The organism is Caldibacillus debilis DSM 16016, from assembly GCF_000383875.1.
Lineage (GTDB): Bacteria > Bacillota > Bacilli > Bacillales > Caldibacillaceae > Caldibacillus > Caldibacillus debilis.
Map to the genome: position 1 here is coordinate 1 of NZ_KB912891.1, position 14,112 is coordinate 14,112.

The following is a 14,112-nucleotide window of genomic DNA, read 5'->3' on the forward strand; positions in this document are numbered from 1 at the left end:
ATTTTTTGCCGGATGTCTTCGGATAAGGCATGTGCAGGTTTTCGCCCCCGGTTTTTGTGAATGACTCCGTTTTCATCCTCCTCAAGGACTCGTTTTTTGAGGCGATAAACCTGACGAAGACTTAGCGATAACAATTCGGCAGCTTGTTTTCCCGTGATATACCCTTCGATCCATTGACTAATCACTTTGTAACGCTTCAATTCTTTTTTGCTCAATGGAATTCGCTCCTGTCTCATACTGACATTTTCACTGAAGCGTTACAATATGACAATATCACAGACGAACAACACCGGCAGCATGCTTGCATTTACAAAATCTTAATCTAAATTTAGAATAGATTAATAGAATCTTTAAGGAGCGAATCCCGATGGAAAAAAATACATCCTGCGGCCGTCGGCCTGTTCTGTTTCGCAAGAAAGCCGCAGCCGAATTCACACGGAAGAAAGCTGCCGACAGGGGAAGCGGCCTGGGCATGCCCCTTTTGGCAAACGCCGGTTTTCCCGGCGAAGCCGTTTCCGGGACCGGCCGGGAACAAAGGGTTGACGGACGACCGGGCAATCGCGGGGAAGCAAGGTCCCATTTTCGGAAGGGCAGCGGGGAAGCCGTCCACTCGCCGGCAGATGCGGCAAGTTTGCTAAAACAGCGGGAACGGGTTGGCTGAAGCGGCGATGGCAAGGGAGATCTTGATCGAAATCTACCTGGCTTTTTTCAAAGCCGTTTTTGCCCTTTTCAAGTGGCTTCCCCTGCAAGAAAAGGTGACCTTTGTCGTATCCTTTAAAGCGAATCCCCTGGCGGTCTATAAAGAAATGGAACGGTTAAATTTCCCAGGAAAAGTGGTTTTCCTTTGCAAAGGAAACTGTTACCGCTCCGTGAAAAATACGGTGAAGGAAAAGGTTTACCGAATCGAGTCGAACCATTTGTTCCATGAACTGGCTGGGATCTACCATCTCGCCACCTCAAAAGCGATCATCGTCGACAATTATTACGGTTTTTTGGCGGCGGCCTCCTTTAAAAAAGGGGTAGAGTGCATTCAGATTTGGCATGCCGCCGGGGCCGTGAAGACCTTCGGCTTGAAGGACAAGACGATCCGAAATCGGTCAAAGCGCGCGTTGAAAAGATTCAAAAAGGTTTACAAGCAATTTCATAAAGTGGTCGTCGGCTCGGAGGAATTCGGGAAAATATTCCAGGAAGCCTTCCAGCTTTCCGAAGCGAACATCCTGCCCACCGGCGTCCCGCGGACGGACTTTTTTTATGACCGGGAACGGCATGAAGAAATCCGGAAGGATTTTTACCGGAAATATCCCGAATTAAAAGGAAAGAAAATCGTCTTGTACGCCCCCACTTACCGGGATTATGAGGAAGAAAGAGCTCTCTCCCTAGACGTCGGCCGTTTGTATGAACGCTGGAAAGGGGAATACGCCCTGCTGATCCGGCTGCATCCCTCCGTACAAGACCGGCTGGATTTCGACGATTACAAAGGATTCGCCTACGATTTTTCCCGCTATCCGGAGATCAATGACCTGCTGGTAATCACCGATTATTTGGTTTCCGACTATTCTTCGGTTCCTTTTGAATATGCCATCCTGGAAAAGCCGATGGTCTTTTTCCCTTACGACCTGGAAAAATATGAAAGGGAAAGGGGCCTGTGGAAAAAATATGAGGAATTGGTTCCCGGGCCGATCGTCCGGTCCACGGAGGAGCTGATCGCCTGCATTGAGAACGATTCCTTTGACAGGGAAAAGATCAGGGCATTTAAAGAAACATGGAACGCCTATTCCCAAGGTTTTTCCAGCCGGAATCTCGTCCTGTACCTGTCCGATTCCCTGGCGCTCCCGCAAGTCCAGAAACGGGGCATGGAAACGACGCCGCTTTAATAGTTTCCTCGGACGAAAATCGCGGTTCCCTGTTTGACGTGGGGGGAGCCGCTTTTTTTTTGAAATTTTCCATGCCGGCCAAGCTTGTCCGGCGAAAATGGGGCCGCCCCTTTGAAAACGGTCCATGGTTGCCGTCCGATCGGATATTTTTTGCGCCAAACGTCCCGCTCTGTACAAGGCGAAAAGGACCATGGATGCTGGCCAAAGCTGGCGCAACCAAATGGGACGGATACAAGATTCTTTTGCCCTGTGGCACCCGATTGGCCCATGCGCAAAGGAGATTTTCCCGTATGGAATGGAAAGCAGGGGACAAAACAACATGTTTACGAAAGAAAAATATAAGTTTTGCCGGCGGCAGGCCTTTGCGCCTCCCGCTTTTTTTGATGGAAAGGAAAACGGCCGGGGACAGCTTTGTCGGGGTTCCACAACCGTTCAACAAAATAGGACACGCGGGCTCCGGCTGGTATAAAAAACTGGGGCCAAGTTTGGTCGGACTTTTGACAAAAGTTCGAGAAAAGCGATGCGATCGGTTTCCGTTCAAAAACCGTTCAAAAAAAGGGTTCCGATTTCAATTATACTAGTGAACGGGGACAGCATAGACGATGGGAACGGCGCGGATTTCTTTATGGAGATAGCCGGAAGTATCGCCTCCGGACGAAAGGGGACGGAAATCAGAAAGGCGAACCACGGAAAGAGTTTGGTCGGCGGGGGGATTTTTTCCGCGGTGCCGGACCCGAAGGATGCGGTGTTGAAGATGACCTGAAAAGCAGGTGGAAAGCCTTCAACGGCACTTGACCCTAAGGATGCGGCGTTGAAGATGATCCGGCGGAAAGCATGAGCGAATCGGGGCCTATGATTAACAATGGATGCGGCGTTGAAGATGATCCGGACCGTGGCTGTTTGCGCGCAAGGTTGCACGAAAGCCTCGCGACGGAAGCCGGTCCGGGAGGCGGGGTATTTCCGATAAATAAATTCCAATCGCCATGTAACATAATCGTGGAAATTTCGTCAAAAAATGTTAGGATAGATAGGGAAAGATTTTCCGGTCGGCTGCTTCATTCCCTGATTAACGGCGCCGCCTTTAGGGAACATTGACTATAGGCAATATTGCGGTAAGATAGATATAACAGATTTTTTCCTTTCCTGTTTTAAGGAGGATCATTCATGGCCCTTTCGTTTTTGGCAAGCTTCGTGATTTCATTGGTTTTGACGCCGTTCATGATATTCCTGGCCAAAAGATGGAAAATCGTTGACCGCCCGAACGAAAGAAAGGTGCATCAACATGAAATCCCGTTGCTGGGCGGCCTGGCGATCTATCTCGGTTTTTTGGTTTCCATCCTTTTTTTGCAGCCTTCCCATCCGGTCCATTTTCCGCTTTTGCTCGCCGGCCTCGTCATACTCATTACGGGGCTGATCGATGATAAATATTCCATCCCGGCGTGGCAAAAGCTGGCCGGCCAATTCATCGCCGCAACCATCATCATTTTTTTCGGCGACATTACCGTTACCTATATTAACGTTCCGTGGGGAGGCGTTTTGGAATTCGGCATCTTCAGCATTCCGATCACCTATTTATGGATCATCGGCGTGACGAATGCCATCAATTTGATCGACGGATTGGACGGCCTTTCCGCGGGCGTTTCCGCCATCGCCCTGCTCGCCATGAGCGGCATGGCCTTCATCATGGAAGATGCTTACGTTTTTTCCATGGCCGTTCTTCTCGTCGGCAGCATCCTCGGGTTTCTGCCTTACAATTTTTATCCGGCAAAGATCTTCATGGGCGACACAGGGGCCCTTTTTCTCGGTTTTATGATCTCCGTCTTGTCGTTGTTGGGATTTAAAAACATCACCTTCATTTCCTTCATTGTGCCGATACTGATTCTGGGGGTTCCGCTTTCAGATACGATCTTTGCGATCATCCGGCGGATCGTCCACAAAAAGCCGATCAGCAAGCCGGACCGGTCCCATCTGCACCATTGCCTGCTGAATCTCGGCTTTACCCACCGGCAGACGGTGATCATCATTTATGCCATCAGTTCCCTGTTTGCCCTGTTCGCGTTCATCTTCTCGATGACGACCGTTTGGGGATCGATCCTGCTGTTGGCCATCGTGATCGTTTCCCTCGAGATTTTCATTGAGAAAATCGGCCTCATCAGCCAGAGCTACAAGCCGCTATTAAGGATATTCGAAGGATTGCGGGATTTCGGCCGTTCCCGGAACCGGTAAAGCCCGGTCGGCATACCGGGCAGGCAGGCGTGGGCGCGCCCGCCTCAAATAATGGTTTGCGGCGAACGCCCGATTTCGCCATGCATTCCTTCAGCAATTTTGGATTGAACCGATTCGGACAAGCTGCGGAAGATTTTTCCGCGGCTTTTTCTTTTTTGGTCCTTTGTCAAATGTTGGGGTGGGGGCATACGGCCTTACCCCACATGGCCCCCGATTCTTTTATACTTGTATGTAAGCAGTATCCTGGTCCTTGCGGACCCGCGTCTCGCCGTAACAACCTTTGTTCATCCACTCATCTTGGACCTTGTCCATTTCCGTTTCCATGCCTTAAGAATGGGCCGCCCACTTTATGTTCCGCTCCCCTTCAAAACATCACCGTTGCCGATGGATGGGGATGTGCACCGGGAAAGGACCGCAATTCCTGCAGCATGTTGCCTTTGCCTATGGCTAAAGATTTGCGCCGGGCAGGGCCCGCCGTCCTTAACGGGCAAAACATCGATGCTGCCTGCGGGATGGGGCGTTGCATAGCGGGAAGGGCCAGGTCCTTGATACGCAGAATAGCCAACGGATAGAGCTGTACGTGGGCAAGGGATTGCTCTTCCTCATCTGGCAAACATGGAGTTTGCCAGTATGGTCCATTGGGAGTGGACACGCCCCGATCCGCCTCTTTCCGCTTTGCCTCTCGTGGCGGGGGGCGATGCCGTCCGCTGTCCTGAGAATTTTTGATCCGGAAAAAGTCAATGAGCGGAGGGCGTTTCCCGATCCGAATGCGCCCGCCCGGCTTCAGACACCGTCCGCATCCCTTACTTGGCATCTGGAGAAGAAAAACGAAAAAATGGAAAAAAGTGTATTGACAGCCGATGTGTATTAAGCATATAATACACATGAAGTGTATTACACGCTTAATACATTTTTTATGCCGGCGGTGTATTAAGCTGTTAATACACAAAGGACGGGATCCAGAAATCCAATCGACCGGGAGTTTTGCCAATGACAGTGAATTTCAATAATCGGGAACCGGTATATGTCCAAATCATCCGGTATTTCAAGGAACAGATCGCCAAAGGGGTTTTTGAGCCGGGGCAGGAAATCCCGTCCAGAAGGGAGCTTGCCCATTGGTTGAAGGTCAATCCAAATACGGTGCAAAGGGCGTATAAGGAAATGGAAAATCAAGGATTAATTTTTACCGAAGGAAATTTGCCAAGCCGAGTCACCAGGGACGAGAAAATTTTGCGGTCGGTGCGGGAGGAGCTCATAATGGAGGCGGTCCACGCCTTCGTATCCACCGTCCAATCGATCAATGTCCCGGTCGAGGAGGCGGTCGCGCTGGTCAGGGAATTTTACGGGAAAACGGGAGAGAAAGAGGGGGACCGGAATGATCGAAGTGAAAAATATTAAGAAAAAATTCGGCCGGAAACAGGTCCTGAAAGGGGTCAGCTTTACGGCGAAAAAGGGAGAGATCACCTGCCTGATCGGGGTCAACGGCGTCGGCAAAACGACGATCCTGAAGGCGATCATGGGGCTCACCCCCTATTACGGAGGGGAGATCCTGATCAACGGGAAAAGGATCCATAAAGGGACCTATGAAAAAATCACCTTTATCCCGGACGCCTTCATCATGCCGTCCTCCATGAAGATTTCCGAGGCGATGGCGTTTATGAAGGATTTTTATGCCGGCTGGAACGAGGAACGGGCAAGGGAGCTGCTCGAATTTTTCCGTTTGAAGGAAGAAGACCGGATCGCCAATCTGTCGAAAGGGAATATGGCGAAGGTCAACCTGCTTCTCGGGCTGGCCCTTGACGCGGATTTTGTGCTGATGGATGAACCCTTTTCCGGCATCGACATTTTCACCAGGGAACAAATCGCCGAAGTGTTCACCAGCCATCTGATCGAGGATCGGGGCGTCATTATTACCACCCATGAAATCAATGATATCGAACATCTCATCGACAAGGCGGTCCTGTTGGATGAGGGCATCGTCGTCAAGGAGTTCGCCGTGGAAGAAATCCGCGAAAGGGAAGGAAAATCAGTCGTTGACGTGATGAGAGAGGTGTACCGGCCGTGAACAAATACTTGAAACTGCTCAATTTTGAACTGAACCGTTTTTTTAAAATCTATTTGGTGCTGATCGTCCTGACCGTCGTTCTGCAAATGACCGCGGTCATCGTCGAGTGCAGGCAATATTTGAAGCAAGCCAATGAAATGATATATGGGATGAATGCATCGAAGGAACAGTTTTTGGCCGATTATGGACAAATGTCTTTCGTGCATATTGTTACGAACGGATGGTTTATGTGGTCGATCGCCATCTGCGCCGTTACGTTGATCATCTATGTCTTCTTCATCTGGTATCGGGATTGGTTTGCAAGGAACACGTTCGCCTACCGGCTTTTGACCCTCCCGACGGACAGGATCAATGTTTATTTGGCCAAAGCCACCGCCATCTTTCTGATGGTGCTCGGGCTCATTTCCCTGCAGCTGATCCTTTTTCCGGTTGAACAAGGGATTTTCCGGGCGATGATCCCGGACGATTTCAGGCAAGATCTGTCCACGGCGGACATTATTACCTTCTCCAAATACTTGACCGTTTTATTCCCCGGGACGTTGATCGAATTTGTCGCTCGCTACGGCGCCGGATTGATGGTGGTCTTAGTCTTGTTTACCGCCATCTTGTTCGAACGGTGCTACCGGTTCAGAGGGATCTTTTTCGGGGCCGGATACTGCGCCCTGGCCGCCGGCATCTTTCTATCGCCGATTTTGATCGAGATGTTCACGGAAAAAGTGTATTTATACCCGATTGAAAGGTTTTTTGCGGAAGTGGCCCTAGGGCTTTTCGTGTCCGGCATGTCGATTTTTATAAGCCGATTTCTATTAAACTACAAAATAAGGGTGTGACAGGGGATGCATGTGAAAAAGTATTGGAGATTGATCCTCCTTGCGACGGTCATCGTTTTTTCGGTGGGTGTGTATTACGTTCAAGCCAAGATAGCGGCCGACCGCTTTCCCGATTTTGCGATCAGGAAGGTAAGCGGGGATGAAAGGGAGGCCGAGCCCATCTACATTGACGGCTTTTATAATGAAGGCAATAAGGAGGAGACCCTTTGGATCCGCGCCGGAGGATCGGAATATTGGCGGCAGCGGTCCTATTTCGATCGGTTGGAAGGGGGAAATTTTATCTCCTTCACCAAACATCTGCAGAAAAAATACCGGAATTTCATGCGGGGAAAGGAAGAGAACGACGCTTACTATTTTGAAGACCGGGATTTTGTCGGCTATGCCGCCATCGAAACGAATCTGCTCCGCGGTTATGAACCGACCGATTTTGCCTTTACCGTCGCCTGCCTGGACAAGAAAAGGAAGGACACGGTCTCATTCCGTCTGCCGGTTCCGGACAGGGAACGGTACACGATGGTTTATGTGGAAAAGGTCCACGTCATGAACGGGGTGATGAAAGTCATAACGACCAATCAATCCTATAATTCTAATTCGATCGAGTCCCATGTGTATACCATCGATTGGAAAAGGAAAAAGATGCTCAGTGACGAAACCGTTTTTTCCGTTTCCCAAAAAAACGGCGAGATGTTGGTTTATCCCGTGAGCTTTGACAGGACGAAGCTGGACCGGTATGTGGTGTTTTCAAAAAGAAGCTTGGAAGAAGTGCCGGAGAAAGATGAGGAAGGCGATATTACCACGCAGGAAAAAACCGTGGAATTGGCCGCCTATGACCTGGAAACCGGCGAACGGAAAAAGATCGGCCTTCCCGAAAAGACCATCGCGGAAGCGGAACCGGCCCTGGTCAGCGGCTCCACTCTTTATTTCCAAAAACTCGCGGAAAACGGCATCCAAATCATTGCTTATGACTTGGAAAAGGGAAAGATCATTTCCGATCGGGTGTTTGCGGTCCCGCGTTCGGAAAGAGACTCTTCTTTGCGAGACAGCATCATCAAATTGACGAACGAGAAGATTTATGTCGCCGTTCCCGATACGGATGCGAAAACCGGGAAAATCCTGATCGGCGATCTGAAATCGGGAAAAACCTTGTTTGAAGGAAGAATCGCCGCAAAAGAAGGGGAAGACCTTCCGAAAGGTTACCGTATTACGCTTTTGGATCTTAATGTGGAAGGGTCGTTCTGACCGCCGGGGGGAAAAGCGATCCGGTTTCGGACGGCCTGCCCCTTTCGGCCTTGCGGCGCTCGCCTCCATCCCGCGGCAAAAACCGCCCAAGTGCTGCGCTTCATCCGATGGAAACGGCAAATGAGACGGTTCCGGCGGAACGGGCGGCCGTCCGCCGGCCGAAGGGCAAAGGGAAGTTTTCTGGAGCAAGGGAAAAAGGAGCCGGAAACTTTGAAAGTTTCCGGCTCCTTTGCCGATTACGGTAAATGTTTCGGGAATCCAAGGATCCGTCGCCGATTCTTTTGATCTGCGCCGGCTTTTTCCGGGATTTCCCTCCGGAAAACCGGAACGGATGCCCCGGCGGAAAGAACCCGTCCTTTTGGTTTAACGGGTCCGTTGCGGGTTCCCCGGTTTAAGGCGTTCCAAATTTTTTATGTTTTTGGGGGGACCCTGGATCAGGCCTTTCCGAATTTTAATACTGCACCAATTGGTCTTCGTCGGCGATGCCGAGATGTTCTTTCAGCTCCCGGGAGATCTCGGCGACGGACTCCTCATCGAGGTCGTAGTAATAAATATTGTCGAGATACAGGTCTTTTCCTTCCAGCTTCAACGTTTCGATCGACCGTAAGGACCCGGCATATTTATGAAGGGCCACAAGGTTTTGGAACGTAAAGTTCGTGGTCAAGTTATCGCCCAAGCTGTTCAAAATGTCATCGTATTTCGTGATGGAAGAGATCGAGGCGCTTTTTTCGATGATCGCTTTTATGACTTGCTGCTGTCTTTGCCCCCTGCCGATGTCGCCCAGGGGATCTTGCTTCCGCATCCTGACATAGGCGAGGGCCTCCTCGCCGTTCAAGGTTTGCCGGCCGGCATGGATTGTAATGCGATTTTTCCGGTCTTTGCTGTCCATTTCCGAGAAGGTTTTTTCCACATCAACGGTAATGCCGCCGATGGCATCGACGATATCCATGAAGGCTTCAAAATTCAATTTGACGTAATAATCCACCGGCACGTCGAACAGTTCCTCGACCGTTTCAACGGCCAAATCCACGCCGCCCCAGAAATGGGCGTGATTGATCTTCGTTTCGTAATAGCCTGGAATATATACCCTGGAATCCCTTGGGATATGGACCATCTTGATCGTTTTGTCGTCCTTGTTGAAGGTGGCCAATATCAAAACATCGGAGCGGCTTTGTTTTTCCCCTTTCCGTTCATCCACCCCGATGAACAGGACGGAGAAATTGTCCTTTCCGGGGTAGACGGCTTCCACCCGCTTTTCCGATTTCTCGCCCCGTTCCAGCTGCTTATGGGCTTTGTTCGTTACGTTCGCGGCGAGGGTGGACAGGTAGATGCCGTAAGCCACGACGAGGATCAACAAGGCTGTCAGGGCATAGCCAAGCCAGCGCCACTTGCTTTTTTTCTTCTTCCTTCTTCCGGTTCTGCGATTTCCTCTCAATGCACGGGTTTCCTCGACCATACTTTTTCCTCTTTCGCAAAAAATTCGGTACAGCGCCCACTATTTCGGATTCACGATTTCCCTTTCCACATAATCGGTTTCGCCTTCGCTGATGAGCGCTTGCCCGTTCGTTTTCTCGGTCATCCATTGGCGGAAAACGTCCTGTTGTCCTTCCTCGACGTAAGTTTCAATTTCCACCCGGTCAAAATAGCGGATATCCTTTATCGGATAAGGTGAATTTCTCAATTCGTTTTCGATTTTCCCCAACCAGCTGTAATCGATGAAGGTGTGCATGATGCGCATCAATTTCCGTTCCACTACCCCGGCGGCGTCGATGCCCGACGATGCCGCCCGGCTGTAGGCCCGGACTAAACCGCCCGCCCCCAGTTTAATGCCGCCGAAATAACGGGTGACTACGACAACGGTATTTTTCAAGCGGCGCTTTTTCAGCACTTCCAGCATCGGGATTCCCGCCGTACCGCTCGGTTCGCCGTCGTCATTGGCCCTTTGGATCTGATCGTGTTCGCCGATGATGAAGGCGGAGCAATTATGGGTGGCGTCCCAATGTTTCTTTTTGATGGTCTGCAAAAATTGATAGGCCTTTTCTTCGCTTTCCGCGCGATCGACGTAAGCGATGAAACGGGATTTCTGGATGACGATTTCGTCCGTCCCGAATCCTTTGACCGTATAGTAGCAGGAGAGCACCGAATGTCCCCTTTCTGCAAATGCAAAAACGTACTTCAATTATTATAATTCTTCCTTCTGTTTCGCGCAATGAAGAAACGGGATCCTTTCATCCTTGCGGGCTGGGGAAGCGTTGCGGTTTTTTCCCCCGTCCGGTTCCGATTTTTTTCCCAGGAAAAAAAACCAGAAATAAAAAAATGAAGAAATTAATGGTAATATAAAGGGAGGGAATGCTCCCCGAATTGGGACTTTCGGCCTACTGCGAGGGGTTAAACAAATGGCCGTTTTTCCTTTATTATAATAATACTAGTAATAATTTTATAAATAGAAAGTTTTCGGGATTGATCGCTTCTCCTGCCTTCGTCATCCTTCAACGGAAAAATGCATTTTTTTACCAATTATATAACAGATTTCGCTCGATGAAAAGGCGGCTTTTTTCTTCTTTCTTCTTTTTAAAGGGGAGTAACATCGATGGGAACAAAATATTTGAATCCCAAAATCTTTGATGAAATTCTCGATAAAATGGTGCAGACCGTCGATAACAGCAAGAAGGAAATCATCTACATCGGGGAGCAATGCCGGAATGACTATCAATCCATCCTGGAAGAGTTGAACCGGGTAAAAACGATACTGCTGGAAACGATCCGGGAAGGGGATGAGCTGGAGAAAAAAGCCCGCCATGCAAGGAAAAGATTGGCGGAGGTCAGCCGTCAATTCAACAAATACACCGAAGAGGAAGTACGGGAGGCCTATGAATACGCCCATTCCCTGCAAGTGAAGTTGACCGTCACCCGGCAATTCGAAAAACAATTAAAGGAAAGACGGGATGAAATGGAAAGGCGGATCGCCGGATTAAAGGAGATGATCCAAAGGGCGGACAACCTTGTCTCCCAAGTCAATGTCGTCCAAAATTATTTGACCGGCGATTTGAAAAGTATTTCCGATTACATCCATGACACGAGCGCCAGGCAGGAATTCGGCCTGAAAATTTTTGAAGCCCAAGAGGAGGAGCGGAAAAGGCTGTCCAGGGAGATTCACGACGGCCCGGCGCAAATGTTGGCCAATATGATGATGCGGGCGGATTTTATCGAAAAGATCTATACCCATAAAGGAATGGAAGAGGCTTTAAAAGAGATCAAGGAATTGCGGAAAAACGCCCGGGACGCCTTGTATGAAGTCCGCCACATCATTTACAATTTGCGCCCGATGGCATTGGACGATCTTGGGCTCGTCCCGGTTCTGAAAAAATATTTGAACACCATTGAGGATTACCATAAAAAACCGAAGATCAACTTTGTTTACATCGGAAGCGAGGAAAGATTGCCGAGCAAAATGGAGGCGGCCGTCTTCCGCCTCATTCAGGAATCGGTGCAAAACGCCCTGAAGCATTCGGAAGCCGACACGATCGAAGTGAAACTGGAAATTACCGGCGGCAAAGTGAACGCGTTGGTTAAAGATGACGGAAAAGGATTCGACGTCAACCAAATCCAGCAGGGAACCTTCGGGATTTTGGGCATGAAAGAACGGGTGGAATTGCTGAACGGGACATTTCGGATCCAATCCAAAATCGGCGAAGGGACGACGGTTTTCATCGGGATCCCGATCAAAGAGGACGGATGACGGCCCGCCTTCGATCCGTCAAGGCTTGAAGGATTCGGGACGCTTCTTGGGATTTTATCCTTGACGCCCATGCCCCGATCCGTCAAGGATCAAGGGAATCCCCATCCGGACCGGTCCCGTCGCCCGGCAAGGATATCGGCAATTCTCCGGAAAGGGCAAACGCATTTTTACCCATCATTGCCACGGCATGACGGTCGAATATCAGTTGTCCGGCCATGGGCCGGGCAACGCGAACGGTGCAAAGGGAGGGATCGATTTTGAAAACGAAAATCCTCATCATTGATGATCATCAATTGTATCGGGAAGGCATTAAAAGAATTTTGGAGTTCGAGGAAGGATTTGAAATTGTCGGCGAAGGGGAAGACGGGACCCAAGTCATGTCCCTCGTCCGCCGGCTGAAGCCGGATGTCGTCATTATGGATATCAATATGCCGAATATGAACGGCATTGAAGCGACGAGAAACCTGGTGCGGACATTCCCCAATACGAAGGTCATCATCCTTTCGATCCATGACGACGAAACCTATGTCTCCCACGCCTTGCAAACCGGTGCCAGCGGTTATCTTTTAAAGGAAATGGATGTCGAGGCGATGATCGAGGCGGTAAAGGTGGTGGCCGAAGGTGGGTGCTATCTTCACCCGAAGGTCACCAACAACCTGGTGAAGGAATATCGCCGGCTGATGGAAACGATCGTTAACAACAACCAGGGAAGCGGCCAGCGGCTGAACAGTTATCATGTCCGCCGGCCGTACCATCTGTTGACGAGACGGGAATGCGAAGTTCTCCAATTGCTGGCGGAAGGAAAAAGCAACAAGAAGATCGGGGAAATTTTGTACATCAGCGAAAAAACGGTAAAAAACCACGTTTCCAACATTTTGCAAAAGATGAATTGCGTCGACCGCACCCAGGCGGTTGTCGAGGCGATCAAACGGGGCTGGGTGGAAGTCGGATGATCGTTTTCCAGGACAGGCGCCGATGTGCCTGCCCGGTTTTTTTGTCTGTAAAAATCACCGGAATAAGAAGGAGAAAGATGGCTGAAAGGGAATATTAAATAATGGGTTTTCGCACCCGGACGACAAACCGACAATTGACAAAGGGGGATGGTATCATGAAAACGGCCATCGTTACAGACAGCACCGCCTATATCCCGAAGGATATCCGGGAAAAATTGAGAATACACATGATTCCGTTAAGCGTTGTTTTCGGAAATGAAAGCTACCAGGAAGAAGTGGAGATTTCCATTGACGATTTTTATGAAAAAATCCGCCACTCGAAGGTTCTCCCGAAGACGACCCAGCCTTCGACGGGGATGTTTACGGAGTTGTTCGAAAGACTGGCCAAGGATTATGACGCGGTCATCAGCATCCATTTGTCCAGCGGGATCAGCGGGACATACCAGGGCGCCGTTACCGCCGGAAACATGGTCGATTCGATTAAGGTTTATCCCTTTGACTCGGAAATCAGCTGCATGGCCCAGGGGCTGATCGCGATCGAAGCCGCGGAGATGGCGTTGAAAGGGGAGGAGCCGGAAACCATTCTGCGGCGGTTGGAGCAAATGCGGGCCAACATGCGGGCCTATTTCATGGTGGACGATTTGTCCCATCTGCAAAGGGGAGGCAGGCTTTCCGGAGCCCAGGCCCTGATCGGAAGCCTTTTGCAAGTGAAACCGATCCTCCATTTCCAAAACAAAGTCATTGTTCCTTTTGAGAAAGTCCGCACCCGGAAGAAGGCGGTCAGCCGGATTTTTGAGCTTTTCGGGGAGGATGCGAAAACGGGGCGGCCGATGAAGGCGGTGATCATCCATGGCAACAGGGAGGAAGAGGCATTGAAATGGAAAGAGGAATTGTCCGCCCTGTACCCCCATGTGGAATTTTGGATCAGTTATTTCGGCCCGGTGATCGCCACCCATCTGGGCGAGGGAGCCATGGGCCTGTGCTGGATCAAAGATTGAGTTTTTATTTTCCGCTGAGGGAAGCATATCCGTTTTTCCCGCCGAATCTTTCTCTCCTTTGCTTAAGGGCTCCTTCTTCCGGAAGATCCATGCCCTTAGATGCGGCCGGAAGGTTTCGGACGGAGGAAACCGTTGTCCGCCGGCCGCGGCTTCCTGTCCGTATGCCGTGGCGGGAGGTTTTTCCTCTT

12 protein-coding genes are annotated in these 14,112 nt (G+C 50.2%); 9 read left to right on the forward strand and 3 right to left on the reverse strand.

What is annotated here, in order from left to right; all coding sequences use genetic code 11:
• A partial coding sequence (locus tag A3EQ_RS20890; protein ID WP_154652848.1) for a helix-turn-helix domain-containing protein occupies positions 1 to 215 on the reverse strand: 215 nt, incomplete at its 3' end.
• Positions 216 to 653: 438 nt separating this feature from the next.
• Here A3EQ_RS20890 and A3EQ_RS0109665 point away from each other — a divergent pair.
• The 6 genes from A3EQ_RS0109665 to A3EQ_RS0109720 all read left to right on the forward strand — a co-directional run bounded on the left by A3EQ_RS0109665 (position 654) and on the right by A3EQ_RS0109720 (position 8,234).
• A complete protein-coding gene (locus A3EQ_RS0109665; protein WP_020154970.1) occupies positions 654 to 1,874 on the forward strand; it encodes a CDP-glycerol glycerophosphotransferase family protein in 1,221 nt (406 codons plus the stop codon).
• A gap of 1,164 nt (positions 1,875 to 3,038) precedes the next feature.
• Positions 3,039 to 4,100, forward strand: a complete 1,062-nt coding sequence (locus tag A3EQ_RS0109680) for a glycosyltransferase family 4 protein (RefSeq protein ID WP_020154973.1) — start codon at positions 3,039 to 3,041, stop codon at positions 4,098 to 4,100.
• A 990-nt stretch (positions 4,101 to 5,090) separates the two neighbouring features.
• Positions 5,091 to 5,498, forward strand: coding sequence for a GntR family transcriptional regulator (locus A3EQ_RS0109705; protein WP_020154978.1), 408 nt, complete (start codon positions 5,091 to 5,093; stop codon positions 5,496 to 5,498).
• Positions 5,476 to 6,165: an ATP-binding cassette domain-containing protein gene (locus A3EQ_RS0109710; protein ID WP_020154979.1), complete on the forward strand. Its 690-nt coding sequence runs from the start codon at positions 5,476 to 5,478 to the stop codon at positions 6,163 to 6,165. Before A3EQ_RS0109705 ends, A3EQ_RS0109710 begins: the two co-directional genes overlap by 23 nt.
• Complete coding sequence (locus A3EQ_RS0109715; protein ID WP_020154980.1) at positions 6,162 to 6,995, forward strand: hypothetical protein; 834 nt, start codon at positions 6,162 to 6,164, stop codon at positions 6,993 to 6,995. The genes A3EQ_RS0109710 and A3EQ_RS0109715 overlap by 4 nt, the downstream gene beginning before the upstream one ends.
• A gap of 12 nt (positions 6,996 to 7,007) precedes the next feature.
• A complete protein-coding gene (locus tag A3EQ_RS0109720; protein WP_154652849.1) occupies positions 7,008 to 8,234 on the forward strand; it encodes a hypothetical protein in 1,227 nt (408 codons plus the stop codon).
• Between the two features lie 451 nt (positions 8,235 to 8,685).
• Here the strand turns inward: A3EQ_RS0109720 and A3EQ_RS0109735 are convergent, their stop codons facing one another.
• Positions 8,686 to 9,690: an LCP family protein gene (locus tag A3EQ_RS0109735; RefSeq protein ID WP_020154984.1), complete on the reverse strand. Its 1,005-nt coding sequence runs from the start codon at positions 9,688 to 9,690 to the stop codon at positions 8,686 to 8,688.
• Positions 9,691 to 9,729: 39 nt separating this feature from the next.
• On the reverse strand, positions 9,730 to 10,374 hold the full coding sequence (locus A3EQ_RS0109740; protein ID WP_026499878.1) for a YigZ family protein: 645 nt from the start codon (positions 10,372 to 10,374) through the stop codon (positions 9,730 to 9,732).
• A gap of 450 nt (positions 10,375 to 10,824) precedes the next feature.
• Here A3EQ_RS0109740 and A3EQ_RS0109745 point away from each other — a divergent pair, with 450 nt between their 5' ends.
• From A3EQ_RS0109745 to A3EQ_RS0109755, 3 genes are all read left to right on the forward strand, one after another.
• Positions 10,825 to 11,973 (forward strand): sensor histidine kinase, encoded by a 1,149-nt coding sequence (locus tag A3EQ_RS0109745; protein WP_020154987.1) that lies wholly within the window; start codon positions 10,825 to 10,827, stop codon positions 11,971 to 11,973.
• A 257-nt stretch (positions 11,974 to 12,230) separates the two neighbouring features.
• On the forward strand, positions 12,231 to 12,926 hold the full coding sequence (locus A3EQ_RS0109750; RefSeq protein WP_020154988.1) for a response regulator transcription factor: 696 nt from the start codon (positions 12,231 to 12,233) through the stop codon (positions 12,924 to 12,926).
• Between the two features lie 155 nt (positions 12,927 to 13,081).
• Entirely contained in the window at positions 13,082 to 13,924 is an 843-nt protein-coding gene (locus A3EQ_RS0109755; protein ID WP_020154989.1) for a DegV family protein, read from the forward strand.
• Positions 13,925 to 14,112 lie beyond the last annotated feature (188 nt).